This window comes from Mucilaginibacter angelicae, assembly GCF_042434235.1.
GTDB lineage: Bacteria > Bacteroidota > Bacteroidia > Sphingobacteriales > Sphingobacteriaceae > Mucilaginibacter > Mucilaginibacter angelicae.
Genome location: NZ_JBHLTS010000018.1, coordinates 1 through 15,002 on the forward strand (window position 1 = coordinate 1; position 15,002 = coordinate 15,002).

10 protein-coding genes and 1 pseudogene are annotated in these 15,002 nt (G+C 43.3%); 9 read left to right on the top strand and 2 right to left on the bottom strand.

Going from position 1 to position 15,002, the window contains the following annotated elements:
- Positions 1 to 281: 281 nt before the first annotated feature.
- Complete coding sequence (locus tag ACFFGT_RS06305; RefSeq protein ID WP_377021664.1) at positions 282 to 1,526, bottom strand: Na+/H+ antiporter; 1,245 nt, start codon at positions 1,524 to 1,526, stop codon at positions 282 to 284.
- 333 nt (positions 1,527 to 1,859) lie between these two features.
- On the opposite strand from ACFFGT_RS06305, the gene ACFFGT_RS06310 reads away from it, so the two are divergent.
- The 3 genes and pseudogenes from ACFFGT_RS06310 (at position 1,860) to ACFFGT_RS06320 (ending at position 7,042) form a co-directional block, all read left to right on the top strand.
- A complete protein-coding gene (locus ACFFGT_RS06310; RefSeq protein ID WP_377021665.1) occupies positions 1,860 to 4,748 on the top strand; it encodes a glycosyl hydrolase in 2,889 nt (962 codons plus the stop codon).
- Between the two features lie 12 nt (positions 4,749 to 4,760).
- A pseudogene (locus tag ACFFGT_RS06315) lies at positions 4,761 to 5,102 on the top strand (glycosylhydrolase-like jelly roll fold domain-containing protein); the annotation flags it as partial.
- A gap of 179 nt (positions 5,103 to 5,281) precedes the next feature.
- On the top strand, positions 5,282 to 7,042 hold the full coding sequence (locus ACFFGT_RS06320; RefSeq protein ID WP_377021666.1) for an alpha-L-rhamnosidase-related protein: 1,761 nt from the start codon (positions 5,282 to 5,284) through the stop codon (positions 7,040 to 7,042).
- A 199-nt stretch (positions 7,043 to 7,241) separates the two neighbouring features.
- Here the strand turns inward: ACFFGT_RS06320 and ACFFGT_RS06325 are convergent, their stop codons facing one another.
- On the bottom strand, positions 7,242 to 7,616 hold the full coding sequence (locus ACFFGT_RS06325; protein WP_377021667.1) for a glyoxalase superfamily protein: 375 nt from the start codon (positions 7,614 to 7,616) through the stop codon (positions 7,242 to 7,244).
- Between the two features lie 116 nt (positions 7,617 to 7,732).
- On the opposite strand from ACFFGT_RS06325, the gene ACFFGT_RS06330 reads away from it, so the two are divergent.
- The 6 genes from ACFFGT_RS06330 to ACFFGT_RS06355 all read left to right on the top strand — a co-directional run bounded on the left by ACFFGT_RS06330 (position 7,733) and on the right by ACFFGT_RS06355 (position 14,800).
- Entirely contained in the window at positions 7,733 to 8,620 is an 888-nt protein-coding gene (locus ACFFGT_RS06330) for a diacylglycerol/lipid kinase family protein (protein WP_377021668.1), read from the top strand.
- A 1-nt stretch (position 8,621) separates the two neighbouring features.
- On the top strand, positions 8,622 to 9,173 hold the full coding sequence (locus tag ACFFGT_RS06335) for a dual specificity protein phosphatase family protein (RefSeq protein WP_377021669.1): 552 nt from the start codon (positions 8,622 to 8,624) through the stop codon (positions 9,171 to 9,173).
- Between the two features lie 161 nt (positions 9,174 to 9,334).
- Positions 9,335 to 10,657 carry a TolC family protein gene (locus tag ACFFGT_RS06340; RefSeq protein WP_377021670.1) on the top strand — a complete coding sequence of 441 codons (1,323 nt, stop codon included), beginning with the start codon at positions 9,335 to 9,337 and terminating at the stop codon, positions 10,655 to 10,657.
- An 11-nt stretch (positions 10,658 to 10,668) separates the two neighbouring features.
- A complete protein-coding gene (locus ACFFGT_RS06345) occupies positions 10,669 to 11,730 on the top strand; it encodes an HlyD family secretion protein (protein ID WP_377021671.1) in 1,062 nt (353 codons plus the stop codon).
- A 6-nt stretch (positions 11,731 to 11,736) separates the two neighbouring features.
- Positions 11,737 to 13,269 carry an MFS transporter gene (locus ACFFGT_RS06350; RefSeq protein WP_377021672.1) on the top strand — a complete coding sequence of 511 codons (1,533 nt, stop codon included), beginning with the start codon at positions 11,737 to 11,739 and terminating at the stop codon, positions 13,267 to 13,269.
- 556 nt (positions 13,270 to 13,825) lie between these two features.
- On the top strand, positions 13,826 to 14,800 hold the full coding sequence (locus ACFFGT_RS06355; protein WP_377021673.1) for a helix-turn-helix domain-containing protein: 975 nt from the start codon (positions 13,826 to 13,828) through the stop codon (positions 14,798 to 14,800).
- Positions 14,801 to 15,002: the final 202 nt, after the last annotated feature.

A 15,002-nucleotide genomic window follows, 5' to 3' on the forward strand; every position in this document is an offset into this window, starting at 1 on the left:
AACGATACTTACTTAGATAGTTTCGCTTTAGCGTCAGATCATTGGTGTTTATTCGCATAACAAAATTAGCTTAGTTATATAAAGCTAATTCTGTTACCGAATTATCTAACCTTTACAATTGCGAGCGCAGCGTGGCAATCGCATGCTATACAGGGTAGCTATGCTTCCGTGCGGTTGCCACGCTGCGCTTGTAACATGAAATTTATTGAACAACCAGACTTACGAAGTTTTTAAAACTTCGTAAGTCTTACCTCGCTTTGTCATTTACCCTTCTTCATAAACTATTTGTCAGTCAGCCGTCGTACCAGCCAGGGCAGGCTCAGGCCCTGGCCAATCAATGTAAATAAAACCACCACCACCGAAATAAAGATAATGGCATTACGTTCGGGGAAAAGGCTGCCATCGGCCAGGGTAACCGGCAAACCGATGGCAATGGCCAGTGATACAATTCCACGCATGCCCGACCAGCTGATGATCAGGCTGCTCTTAAAATCAAGCAGGGCATCCTTGGTTATTTTGTGTTTGCCTTTTTTAAAAGCCTCCTGCAGGTTTACTTTTTGAAGGAAAACACGCAGCATCCGCAGCGCCAGCGCAATAATGGTGATCAGGAAAGAGTAACCCACATAAGGCCATACCTGTGCCTTTGGAATACTTTTGATCACGTAAGGAAATTGCAGGCCGATAAAAATAAAGATCAATCCGTTAAGTAAAAAGATGATAATATCCCAAATGGATTTGGATTGCTGCTTCAGCTTTTCCGGAAAAACTTTGGCGCTGAAACGGGCAATGCTCAGCCCTAAAATAACCACAGCTATAACACCTGATACGTGCAGGTCTTCGGCCACGAGGTAGGTTACAAATGGCATCAACAGCATAAAGCTGATGGTTACCAGGTCGTTTTGATGTACACGTTTAATAATGAAAGCCAATATTTTCCCCATCACCATGCCAACCAAAAAGCCGCCTCCCATTAGTACAAAAAATTGTAATGATGCTTTCCAGAACACAAAAGCGGTGCCGGTTACAGCAGCCACGGCAAAACGATAGGCCACCAGCGCCGAGGCATCATTCACCAGGCTTTCGCCCTCCAAAATGGTGTTGGTACTGTGCGATAACCCAAGTCCCCTGGTAATGCTCATGGCGGCCACTGCATCCGTGGCCGAAAGGATGGCGCCCAATACAAAGGCCAGTGGCCAGGTCATGCCCGGTATAATGTAATGGGCAAATACCGCTATGCCCGAAGCCGTTATAAACACCAGCGAAATGGCCAGCGTGCCTATGGTATTAATATTGGTTTTAAAGGTTGGGTATGAGATATTAAAGGCAGCATCGTACAGCAATGGCGGCAAAAATATCAGGAAAATTATCTCGGGATTAAGCTCAATATTGGGGATAGAGGGAACAAAGCCAACCGCTATGCCCGCTATGATCAGTAAAATAGGGTAGGGTAGTTTTACCTTATCGGCCATGGCCGACAGGCCGATCATGACAGCCAGTATAAATATAACAATAGTATAGTTTTCCATAAACAGCTACGCTTTTAGTGAAAGCTTTAACAAAGGTAACAGGATAGGCTCTTTTGAATCATTCATAAATGAGCCATTTGATACGTAAAATAGATATTCTGCCTGATAGTATCGTATATCAATACGGATAAGATAGTACAGGATGCCAAATTATAATGAAAGCTTTAGTATTGTTTTAATTATAAACTTAGCAGAAAAGCTTTAATAAAAATCGTCATTGCGAGGAACGAAGCAATCCCCGATTAGCAGATCCGCCCTGTACAGTTCGGAACAGGCTGTTCCTCGCAATGACGGCGTTTGTTAGTTGATCTTAATTATAATCACATTTATCTGATGCAAAACATCTACAAAAAGGCTTTTACTATCTTGTTAACGCTTGGCGTAACCGGTTTAACTCAACACTGTATCGCCCAAACCAAAGCATCCAAAGCCGATAAACTGTACAGCGGCTTTAAAACTACGCCCGATTCTGTTCAAACCAGTGTGTACTGGTATTGGATCTCCGGTAATATCTCTAAAGAGGGGGTAGTTAAAGACCTTGAATCGATGAAAAAGGTGGGCATCAACCGGGCATTTATCGGTAACATTGGCCTGGATGAGGTCCCTTATGGAAAAGTAAAAATGTTTTCGGCCGAATGGTGGGATATTATGCATACCGCGCTTAAAACCGCTACCAAACTTAAAATAGATATCGGTATCTTCAATGGTCCCGGCTGGAGCCAGTCCGGCGGCCCATGGGTTAAGCCGGAGCAGTCCATGAGGTATCTTACTTCTTCTGCTTTAACAGTTAAAGGGCCGCTGAGTCTTGATAAAAAACTGGATCAGCCCCAAAAGCAATTTCAGGACGTAAAGGTGATCGCCTTCCCGGCACCCGCGGGTTACGGTGAGCAGATGGCAAGTTCTTTTATTAGCGCGTTACCTGTTGACGCGCATGTAAATAACCTAACTGATGATAATGAAAATACGGTGTATACCATTCCTAATGATCCAAAGCCATCGGTAACTATTGATGCCGCTTCGCCTTACCCTGCCCGCAGCTTTGTTTTTTACCCTGCACATAAAGCTTTAAGGTTTGAGGGTGAGATCCAGGCGCGGAATGCCGCTGGCAATTACCAAACCATTAAACACTTTGTGGTGGATAGGAGCAATCCTAACCTTAACGTAGGTTTTAGTCCATACGCGCCTGCTGCGGTATCTGTCCCCACAACAACAAGCCAAAGCTTCCGGATAGTATTCAGTAACGGTTCACAGGGCAGTGATATAGCCGAGCTTAAAATTTCGGCATCACCTTATGTAGAAAACTATGCCGAAAAAACACTGGCCAAAATGTACCCTACACCGCTGCCTTACTGGAAAGAATACCAATGGAAACCTCAGCCTGTGGTTGACGATCAGCAATATGTAATCGATCCACAAAAGGTTATCGACATCTCGAAATATATGCAGGCCGATGGTACATTGAAATGGGAGGTACCGGCCGGCAACTGGATCATTATGCGTACCGGCATGACACCAACACAGGTTACCAACGCCCCGGCACCGCCAGAAGGCCGTGGATTGGAGATTGATAAAATGAGTAAAAAGCACATTGCCGAACATTTTGACGCTTTCCTTGGCCAGATCCTGAAACGTATTCCTGCTGCCGACCGCAAAAGCTTTAAAGTAACTGTTGAAGATAGTTACGAGACGGGAAGCCAAAACTGGACGGACGATATGCTCAAAAACTTTAAAGCTAAATATGGCTACGATGCTTTGCCTTACTTGCCGGTATTAAATGGTAGTGTGGTAGGCAGCCAGGATCAAAGCGATAGGTTTTTGTGGGATTTACGCCGTTTTGTTGCCGATAGAGTTGCTTATGATTATGTTGGAGGCCTGCGTGAGGCAAGTCATAAACATGGTCTTACAACCTGGTTGGAAAATTATGGACATTGGGGTTTCCCGGGTGAGTTTTTGCAATACGGGGGGCAGTCGGACGAGATAGGGGGCGAGTTTTGGAGCGAGGGTGATCTGGGCAATATCGAAAACCGGGCCGCTTCATCATCTGCACATATCTATGGTAAAACCAGGGTTTCGGCCGAGTCATTTACCTGTGCCGGCGGATCTTTTACACGCTACCCGGCCATGATGAAACAGCGTGGCGACCGCTTTTTTACCGAGGGGATTAACAATACCCTGCTGCATGTATTTATTTCGCAGCCTGCCGATAACAGGGTTCCCGGCGCAAACGCCTGGTTTTCGAACGAGTTTAACCGCAACAACACCTGGTTTTATGATATGGATCTGTTCCTGGCCTATATCAAGCGCTGTAATTATATGCTGAGGCAGGGCAATTACGTAGCCGATGTAGCGTATTTTATTGGCGAAGACGCCCCCAAAATGACCGGCGTGCGTGATCCGGAATTGCCGCAAGGCTATTCGTTTGATTATATTAATGCTGAAGTATTGAACGGCCGGGCCAAAGTGATCAGTGGCAAACTGGTACTGCCCGGTGGCATGAGCTACAAATTACTGGTGCTGCCCAAGCTGGCAACAATGCGCCCGGAGTTATTAAAAACCATTACCAAACTGGTTAATGATGGCTTAACGGTATTAGGCCCCAAACCTAAGCGTTCGCCAAGTCTGCAAAATTATGCCACGGCTGATTTGGAGATTAAGAAAATGGCTTCAGCACTTTGGGATAATATTGATAGTGTTTCAGTAAAAACGCATCAATATGGAAAAGGATTGGTGATTAATGGAATGGATCTGCAGCAGGCGCTTGATCTGCTCAAAGTAGCACCCGATTGTAAGTTCAATACTGTAGGGCAGGCGCTGTTCATCCACCGTAAACTGAGCAATGGCGATATGTATTTTGTATCCAACCAAACCGCGCAGAATATAGACATTAGCGCCGCTTTCAGGGTACGGGGTAAAGCGCCTGAACTTTGGGATGCCACAACCGGCAGCAGCCGTAACCTGCCTGATTATAAACAGGAGGCAGGTATTACTACCGTGCCCCTTAAGCTTGACGCTTATCAAAGCGCATTTATTATATTCAGGAAGGCGGCTAATGCAAGCGCGGGTAAACTTGATAATTTCCCGGCCCAACAGATTGTGGTTGATGTAAATACTCCATGGGCGGTTACCTTCGACCCAAAAAGATGGGGGCCTGCAAACCCGGTTACCTTTGATAAATTGATCGACTGGACGCTGAGGCCTGAGGATGAGATTAAATACTATTAAGGTTCGGCGGTTTATCATAATACATTTAATATTGCCCAAATTGAAAAAGGCAAACACCTGCTGCTTGATCTGGGCCTGGTAAAAGCCATGGCCAAAGTAAAGGTGAATGGTGTTGCCGTTGGCGGCGTGTGGACAGCCCCATATCAGCTTGATGTAACCAACGCGCTTAAACCGGGCAATAACACTGTGGATATTGAAGTTGTAAATACCTGGGTTAACCGTTTAATTGGCGATAGTAAATTACCGGTTAATGAACGCCATACATGGACTAACATAAACCCATATAAGCCAGAAAGCCAGCTTGAGGCTTCGGGGTTGACAGGGCCGGTGACTATTAAATCGGTAGTGTACTAATACTAATAAAGTAATAAACATATAGCCACCGCCCGGCTTCAGCCGGGTGGTGGCGAATATCAAAATTCATGTCATTGCGAGGCACGAAGCAATCGCACGGAAGCATGGCCACTTTGTAAAGTATGCGATTGCTTCGTGCCTCGCAATGACATAGTTTGAGAAACTGAAAAGGCATTTAAATGAAGAAAATATTATCCATCATCGCCCTAACCATTGTGGGTTTTATCAGCCAGGCCCAACAACTCCCCCCGGTTTTTGATGCCAAACGATCTGCCGAAGCACAATCAACAGAAACAGTAAGGAAATACCTGTCGCCAGTCCGTATCTTATGGAAATCGCCTGATGCGGCCACCAATATTGTGAATGCCGAAAAGCTGCTGAAACAAGGTGATGGACAGGCTGATCTTTCAGGCAATGATCTGTGTATCCTGCAAAGTGATGAAAAGGGCAAACCCGGTTTACTGCTTGATTTTGGGAAGGAATTGCATGGCGGTCTGCAATTGGTAACTGACCAGTCAAGGGGCGGCAAGCCGGTAAGGGTGCGCATCCGTTTTGGTGAATCGGCCAGCGAGGCTATGTCAAATATCGATACTATAAAAGGGGCTACTAACGATCATGCCATGCGTGATGTGATCGTATCACTGCCATGGCTGGGTAAGTTGGAGATTGGCAATACAGGTTTCCGTTTTGTGCGGATAGATTTGGTGGATGATAACAGCCAGCTTAAACTGAAAGAAGCACGCGCCATTTTTATTTACCGCGATATCCCTTACCTCGGCTCATTTAAATGCAGTGATACCCTGCTCAACAAGATCTGGCTTACGGGGGCATACACCGTACATCTCAATATGCAGGATTACCTTTGGGATGGCATCAAACGCGACCGCCTGGTATGGGTAGGCGATATGCACCCAGAAACATCAACTATTGCTGCCGTATTTGGTGATAATGCCGTGGTAACCAAAAGCCTTGACCTTGCGCGTGATATTACCCCACTGCCCGGCTATATGAACGGCATGGTATCCTATTCCATGTGGTGGATCCTGATCCAGCGCGATTGGTATATGCACACAGGTAATTTAAAATACCTGCAGCAGCAAAAGTCTTATTTAGTAAAGTTGTTGAATCAGTATGCTGTGCAGATTGATGCAAACGGTAGCGAGAAACTGGACGGAGCCGGCCGGTTTTTAGACTGGCCATCGAGCGAAAACAAACCTGCCATCCATGCCGGTTTACAAGCCATGCTGATAATGACGCTGAACGCAGGTGCCGAACTTTGCAAAATACTCAACGACCCAGCTACTGCTCACAAATGCGAAGCAGCCGTTGCGAAACTTAAAACCAATGTGCCCGATGCCAATGGTTCAAAACAGGCAGCAGCCTTATTGGGCTTGTCGGGCCTGCTGCCTGCGCAAAAGGCTAATGAAATCCTTTCGGCAGGTGGGGTGCATAACTACTCAACTTTTTTTGGATACTATATGCTGTTGGCCAAAGCCAAAGCCGGCGATTATGAGGGCGGTATTGAGGCTATCCGCAATTTCTGGGGACCGATGCTTAACCTTGGTGCTACCACTTTTTGGGAAGATTTTAATATAGACTGGCTGCCCAATGCCTCGCGGATTGATGAGCTGGTTCCCGACGGAAAGAAGGATATCCATGGCGATTATGGTGCTTATTGTTACAAAGGTTTCAGGCACAGCCTGTCGCACGGCTGGGCCTCGGGGCCAACACCCTGGTTAACCGAATATGTGCTTGGGGTAAAAGTTATGGAGCCGGGTTGTAAGGTGATTAAAATTGAACCTCATCTGGGCGATCTGAGCTTTGCCGAAGGTACTTATCCAACACCATACGGTATAGTGAAGATCAAACATGTTAAGCAGGCTAATGGTAAAGTAAAAACCACGGTTAACGCACCGGCAGGGGTTAAAGTAATTCAATAGGGCTTAACTCTTTATTTAGGCTAAAGCCAGCCGTTAGTTTCATTAACCGTTCCTTAAAAGGAACGGCAATGAAATCAAGTAAATTCAATGATTTTTTTCATTGCCGTCTGGCTTTAGCCGACGGTTAAAAATTGTGATAGATATGGCTTTAGCCTAAACATCGCCACGCTTTTCCGTTATGTAGTTAAAAATAGGGAAGTTAAGAGTTTAAGGGCTGGCAAAATCGTAAAGTGTTGCCATCAATATCAGTTACATAAAACTCGCGGGTTCCCCAGGTTTGGTCGGTTGGCCCCTGGTGAACCGGCGATTCTTTCTTGCCTGAGATATCCAACCCGCGCGAACGGTATTTTGTGAACCGGCTATCCACATCATCAACCCAAACATTTACTACCGAGCCAAACAGGCGGTCGTTTTCATATGCGGTTAACTGCAGTTCTCCAAATTCGCTTATTAGGTTAACAACGCCATCATCAGCTGTTTCTTCAGGATATTTGAGCCTGAAATCAAGCACATTGGTGTAAAAGCCGACAGCCTGCCGCAGGTTTCGGCATTTAAAAAGCGGGATCATTTTCATAACAAGTGATAATACGTATAAAGTTAATATTTTAATGATCGCAGCAACAAAATGCTGTTATTTAAATAAAACCATCAACATCTGTTGCTGTTAACCCAATGCATAACAGCCTGCAAATGAAATTTAAACATATCCATTTTATCATCAACCCAGCTTCTGGCAAAGAAGAACCCATTTTATCATACATCAACAAAGTTTTGGATGGTACAGGTATCGACTGGGATATCTGCCTGACAAAAAGAAATACAAGTGCGGGCAGCATAGCTAAAGACCTTATAGGAAAAACAGAATTGGTTGCAGTGTATGGCGGCGATGGATGCGTTACCGAAGTGGCTGCCACTTTGCATGGTACAAATACACCAATGGCCATAATTCCCGGAGGTACGGCCAATGTCATGGCTAAAGAGTTGGGGATTCCGCAGGAAACCGTTTTGGCGCTTGAATTGCTTAAAGGTAACGCCGGTCAACTCAAGGCTATTGATATGGGCTTGATGAATGATAAGCCATTTCTGTTGAGGGTTAATTTAGGCATTATGGCCGATATGGTGCTGCAGGCCGATAGGGAACTGAAAGATAATATCGGCCAGCTGGCCTATGGGATTACCGCTATCAAAACCATAAACGATGCCGAGCAAGTTAAGTATAAGCTTAAAATAGATGATAAAGTGATTGAAGAAGAAGCGGTTTCTTTAACTGTAACTAATTCGGGCAATATAGGCATTGGCGATTTTACGCTACAACCCGGTATCAGTATTACAGATGGTTTACTGGATGTGATTTTGTTAAAGGATAATAGTTTTATGTCCATACTTAAAGTAGCCGGGAGCGCATTGCTACAAAACAAAACCGATGCGGTGCAACACTGGCAATGCAGGGAGGTTGTTATCAGTATGAATGTCAATCAGAAATTTATTTGTGATGATTTTGAACAACAGGCAAAAAAGATAAAGATTAAAGTGATGCCGGCTTCGATAAACATATTAATACCCCGTAATAAAAGTTGATATGCTAAGTAAAATTAAAAGCATCATAACGCTTATTATTATATTTTTTCAAAAGGTATATGACAACATTTACCGTGTTTTTGCAGGTATGCCTACGCTTAAAAGAAGCCAGATCACGGCCAATCTGTTTTTAGGCAGTCAGTATAATTTATTGGGATTAAGAAAAATGAAGGCCCTGGGCATAACCGCCATTATCAATATGCGGATGCATTCAATTTATAGCGAAGCTCAATACGAAGGTTTTCATTACCTGCATTTGCCCACTGTTGATAATACACCGCCGCCAATGGATACCCTGATAAAAGGCGCGGATTTTGCAGATGCCGAAATAAAACAAGGCGGCAAAGTTTATATTCATTGCAGGCAGGGTTTAGGCCGGGGGCCAACCATGACAATTGCCTATCTTCTTAAAACGGGCCTTACTTTTCAGGATGCTTTTGATCTTGTAAAAAAGGTTCGCACTTTTATTAATCCCCGCCCGGAGCAAATTGAACGGTTAAAAGAACTGGAGCAGTATTATAAAACAAACAAGGCGGAACATACAACTGTATAAGCAGCGCAGGATCACGTTAAACATTATCCTGATATACTTACTTTGATTTTAAAAGGATTTAAGGTGATTTTAAAAGGTTAAGCGCTTTGGCGGAGGCTAATTTTGTAGGATAAAATACAAATTGGTCTTTTAATAAAGCGTTTTTCCCGATGATCTGCCGAATGAAATACAGGTATAGGATAGTAATAGTTTCATTATTGCTGCTGCATTGTTCCGGTTTGCTGGCGCAGGATACCCTGAGCCACAAAATGCTTACTATGAAGGAGGTGTTTAACCTGGCTTTGAATAACAGCGTGCAGCTTAAAGTGGTTGAGAAGTATACCGAACTGGCCAAACAAAAAACCGAAATTGATAAGCTTTACAGATTGCCAGACATCTCAACCGGGCTCAATTATGGCTATATCAGTAATGCCGATATCTGGAACCCTTCATTTTCAGAACATCAGAAGGGGCATATCCCCCATCAGTTTACCCAGTTAACTGTACAGGCTGCCGAAGCTATTTTTAAAGGGGGAGAAATTAACAACAGCATCCGTAAATCAACCCTGGAAGAACAGGTTGCCGTGTTATCTCTCGAAAAAAGCACACAGGATATCAAGCTTCTGGTAGCAGCCCAATACCTTGATATTTATCGGGCCATAAACCTGAAGCAGGTTTACATCAATAATGCTAAACTGGCCGAAAGCCGGCTTAAAAATATTCTTGTAATGCAAAAGCAGGGCATAGTAACGCAGAATGATGTACTGCGTACCCAGCTTACCCTTTCTGATCTCAGGCTGGCTATCCGGAAAACGGACAATTCCATCGCTATCCTTAACAAGCAACTCAATATGGTTACCGGCCAGGCTGATGAATCACGGCTGATCCCCGACAGCACATTGCTTAATGAGCAACAACCTGCCGAAAGTGTAACATCGTTTACCGAAGCAGCTTATCGCGAAAATCATGAGCTTAAAATAGCCGCAGTTGAAAATTCTATTGCCGAAACCAATATCAAATTGCTTGGTACCGACAGGTATCCCGAGATCTTTGTTTTTACCGGCAGCGCCCTGCAGCGCCCTTTCCTGAACTCTATACCTGCTATTGATATTTTTTATAATGTATGGCAGGCAGGTATCGGTGTAAAGTATAATATTTCATCTATTTATCAGTCGCCCCGGAAAATTAAGCTGGGTAAAATTCAGCTGGAGCAATCAAAGCAAAAGGAACTGCTGCAAAGGCAAAATGTTGGGGTTGATGTAAGCTCGCGGTATATTAAATACAACGAAGCCATTGATGAATTTACCACCCTGAAAAGCGACCAGCAATCGGCCGATGAAAATTACCGGATAGTGGAGAAAAAATACTTTAACCAGCTGGCCCTCATTACCGACCTTATTGATGCTACCAGCACAAAAATTGAGGCCGAAACCAAGGTTGTTAACGCCCGGATCAATGTTGTTTATACCTATTACCAGTTATTGAAAGCGGTTGGTACCCTTTAAAAATAAAAGCTATGAGCGATCAAAATACTACAGATAAAAAACAAAACAGAAAGCTCCTGATCACCCTCGTGAACAGTTTACTTATTGTTTGCGTGATATGTGCCATTGTATGGGGCATATCTACCTATTTTAATCTTGATACAGATGTTTATACCAATGATGCCCAGGTTGAGGAATACATTAATCCTATAAACGTACGCATCCCGGGTTATATTAAACAGGTGAAATTTGAGGAGCATCAGCAGGTGAAAAAAGGGGATACCCTGGTTTTGATAGATGACCGGGAATATAAGATCCAGGTTGAACAGGCCGAAGCTGCTTATCTTGCTGCGCAGGCTGCAAAAACAGTAACCTCATCATCGGTAAATACAGTGCAGAGCAACATTGGCATTACCGATGCTAATATCAAGGCTGCCGAGGCCCGTGTGTGGAATGCTAAACAAAACTACAATCGTTATGAGGCCTTATTAAAAGAGGGGGCTGCAACCCAGCAACAGTTTGACCAGGTAAAAACCGAGTATGATGCCCTGCTTGCACAAACCCTTGCTTTAAAGCGCCAGCGCAATACTACCAGCCTTTCAACCAGCGAAACATCAAAAAGAGTGGATATCAACGAGGCCGACATTAAACGCACCCACGCCGCGCTTGATCTGGCCAAACTTAATTTATCCTATACCATTATTACCGCGCCTTATGATGGCGTAACCGGCAGGCGTAATGTGCAGGAAGGCCAGTTGGTGCAGGCGGGGCAAAACATGCTGTCATTTGTACGGAACGGCAACAAATGGGTGGTGGCTAATTACAAAGAAACCCAGATAGGTAAAATTCATATAGGGGCAAAGGTTAGGCTTAAAATTGATGGTTTGGATGATAAGGAAATGATGGGGAAGGTGGTGGCTATTTCGCAGGCAACCGGCTCAAGATATTCGGCCATACCGGTTGATAATTCTACCGGTAACTTTGTAAAAGTGCAACAGCGCATCCCCGTAAAAATTGAATTGCTGCCCGGCAAAGCCGATGATGTTAACCGGCTGATAGCCGGGATGAATGTAGAGGTACGACTGGCAAATTAACTGCATATGGAACTGTATGACCTTTTTTACAAATGGGTGCCGGTTTATATAAAGCTGCCGGTATTATTTATACTCATATTAGGGATCCTGGTATGCAACGGGATTTTTTTGGGCAACACTACCGATATTTACAGCGATCTGGGAGTGTACACCGAGCCCTATACACAAGCCTACAACGCCATGTATATAGGTATGGGGCTGGGGCTTATTGCACACGTGCGGCTTAAGCTGAGGTTTAGCAACAAGCAGTTATTATTAACAGGTTTGTTAATGATGCTGCTTATGAATATTATATGTGCTACAACAAGCAACACTATACTTACCATTACTGCATGCCTGGTGCTGGGTTTTGTAAAAATATGGGCATTGGTTGAAGTTTATGTTATATGGCTGTTGGTATGGAGCAAAAAGTTTGATACCAGCAGACTTTATCCTTTTATTTATTTTACAGCACTTGGCGGCTTGTACTTTATGACCTGGTTAACTACGCAGCTCACTTATACATACAATTGGCGCTATTCATACATTGTGGTGTTTATATTGCTTTTATTCTGCATTTTGCTGGTCCTGGTTTTTGCCGAAAATCATCCTTTAAAACGTAAGTTTCCATTTTATCAGATTGATTATATCGGGTTGATATTGCTTGGCTCATCCATGATGATGCTTGATTACGCGACAGTTAACGGTAAAGTTGAAGACTGGGGCGCTTCCAATAATATCATTGCGGCCTTTTGGGGGGCCGGTATTACTTTTTTGCTCTTTTTGCGAAGGGAGCTAATTCTCAAGCGACCTTTTTTTGATTTTTCAATTTTCGGGAAGGCAACTTTTCGTTCCGGTCTTTTATATTTCATTTTTTTAGGAGTAGTTCTGCCAGGTACTTTTCAATCAACCTTTACAGCCGGAATATTGCACTATGAAGCCATTCGCAATAGCGAGCTTAATCTTTACCTGGTGCCGGGAATTTTTGCCGGGTGTGTCTTGTGTTTCTTCTGGTACTACAAAGGTTTTGATGCCGAGATCTTGATTTTAGCCGGTTTTTTATGCTTTGTTATCTACCATATTATGATGTACAACAGCTTTGCCAATGATTTTAATATCAATGATTTTTGGCTGCCTTTAATTATTAAAGGCTTTGGTACAGCATTGCTTTACGTAGCCGTTGGTTTATACACTACCCGTAATTTAAACCTTACCGTAGTGTTGAGCGCGGCAGGAGCGATGATTGTGGTACGTTCATTTATAGGCGGGGGAATCATTTCGGCATTGTATGGTTATTTTTTGTATGATCAGCGGATAAAACATCTCGATTACCTGGCCGGTAAGCTTGATGCCAACAATTACCTTGCAAATGTAAATGGTGCGGCTAACCTGTACCGTACCATGCAGCAGCAGGCCACACTTGCCGCATCAAAGCAATTAACAGGTTATGTTATTATTGCAGGCATTTTAATATCACTAATTGTACTTACAAAGTATCTGTTCAAAAAATTAAACAGCAGGGCTAATGCAAGGGCCGAAAGCTACCACAGGCTCCCTTAGAAGCTGTTTAAATTTGGTTTGAGAAGTTTTTATGTAGAGACGCATAATTGCGTCTCACACAGGACAAGCTGCTTTGCAAGAGGTTTAACTGCCTCGATTTGCATACGGGAGACGCAATTATGCGTCTCTACATTCAAAAATTGGTAAATATAGTTTACAGGTAGATAAAACTTCATTGCCGTTGGTTTTAACCAACGGAACAATGAATAGCGATAAGAGGGCTTCAGCCCAAATCCGCTTGCATAATTAGGCTAAAGCCAAGACCTTTCAACTTATTTACCGTTGGTTAAAACCAACGGCAATGAATATTTTGCATTTTTAAACAGCTCCCTTAGATACGAAATATCATAAACAGCAATCATGATATAACGATATGTCGATATGTTGATATGATGTATTGCTATTTAAGTTGTTGATTTTAAGTTATTTGTATGAATGGTATGCCAATTGGTTCCTTTTCCGGGTTGCCGGATCATAACAGTGGATTTGAAGGGTGATAATGATGCATTGCTAATGTTACCGGCAGCAACATCATTAAATTTTAATAGCCGGTACTATGGAACTGAAATTCGTACAAAATCATGTAGAATCTGATTTGTTGATTCTCCGGAAATATCAGCAGATCTATAATAAATACCGCGATGAAGGAATTATCGACCTTGATAAACGCATGCGGCACAAGTTTGATTTTCATATCTACCGGTTGGAGGATGTTGTGCCGTTAATTAACGGGGATATCCCGCCCACACGTCAAACACCATATTGGATAGTGCTGATCAAAGAAGGATCGGGCGAAAAATCGATAGGTCAGTTTAATTTTCCTATAAAGGATAATACCCTCTTTGTTGTACCGCGCCGGGTAATGCATACCAGTAAATATTACTCAACAGATTGTACGGGCTACGTGATGGTGTTTAACATTGAGTATTTTTTAAATTCATCGTTTTCAAAACAGTGTATCCTGAACAGGAAAGTACTTAAAAGTTCGGGCAGGCCTTACCTGTACCTGAATAAGCAGCAGGCCGATACCGTGGCAGCCACCTTTGAATCAATTATGCAGGAGCACGCCATTGACAGGCTGGAGAAAAAAGAAATGATAGCCGTAAAGGTATTAGAGCTGCTCATTCAGTGCGACCGTTTGTTTAACGATGCTAAATTAACGGCGAGCGACATGAAATCGCACCCGCTTATTGAGCAATTTGCCGAACTGGCAGATAATAATTTTCGAAGCGAGCGGAGTGTTCAGTTTTATGCTAACGTGTTAAACACGCATCCCAATTATTTGAACTTTTTGCTGAAAAAGTATAATGGCCTCAGTGCAAAAGAAAGTATCGACAACAGGATCATCCTCGAATCAAAACTCCTGCTTGCCAATTCTTCTTTTATCATCAAAGAAATTGCCAATCAGCTTGGTTTTGCCGACCCCAATAACTTTTCAACCTTTTTTCAAAAACATACAGGCAGCTCGCCGGTAGCATATCGGACAGCCTGTTTTCAGTTTAATATAAAATGCAGCAAACATGCGGTATAATATAATTGAAAACAATGTTTTGTTTGCATTTTAACTGGCTGTATGTCATGGCCGGATCATCAATTAGCCTAAACCGGCAAATCGGCCAAACCATCAAACATTTAACCCTTTTCAATTGCTTTTTGCTTCGCAACTTTGTATTGTTAAATCGATGTAAAGCATTGATAATAAGTTTATTTTTAATGTGTAATAATTACACTAA

Excerpts from the sequence above, each read along its gene's own strand:
- ACFFGT_RS06305 (WP_377021664.1), bottom strand. The coding sequence starts at position 1,526 with ATGGAAAACTATACTATTGTTATATTTATACTGGCTGTCATGATCGGC.
- ACFFGT_RS06310 (WP_377021665.1), top strand. The coding sequence starts at position 1,860 with ATGCAAAACATCTACAAAAAGGCTTTTACTATCTTGTTAACGCTTGGC.
- ACFFGT_RS06320 (WP_377021666.1), top strand. The coding sequence starts at position 5,282 with ATGAAGAAAATATTATCCATCATCGCCCTAACCATTGTGGGTTTTATC.
- ACFFGT_RS06325 (WP_377021667.1), bottom strand. The coding sequence starts at position 7,616 with ATGAAAATGATCCCGCTTTTTAAATGCCGAAACCTGCGGCAGGCTGTC.
- ACFFGT_RS06330 (WP_377021668.1), top strand. The coding sequence starts at position 7,733 with ATGAAATTTAAACATATCCATTTTATCATCAACCCAGCTTCTGGCAAA.
- ACFFGT_RS06335 (WP_377021669.1), top strand. The coding sequence starts at position 8,622 with ATGCTAAGTAAAATTAAAAGCATCATAACGCTTATTATTATATTTTTT.
- ACFFGT_RS06340 (WP_377021670.1), top strand. The coding sequence starts at position 9,335 with ATGAAATACAGGTATAGGATAGTAATAGTTTCATTATTGCTGCTGCAT.
- ACFFGT_RS06345 (WP_377021671.1), top strand. The coding sequence starts at position 10,669 with ATGAGCGATCAAAATACTACAGATAAAAAACAAAACAGAAAGCTCCTG.
- ACFFGT_RS06350 (WP_377021672.1), top strand. The coding sequence starts at position 11,737 with ATGGAACTGTATGACCTTTTTTACAAATGGGTGCCGGTTTATATAAAG.
- ACFFGT_RS06355 (WP_377021673.1), top strand. The coding sequence starts at position 13,826 with ATGGAACTGAAATTCGTACAAAATCATGTAGAATCTGATTTGTTGATT.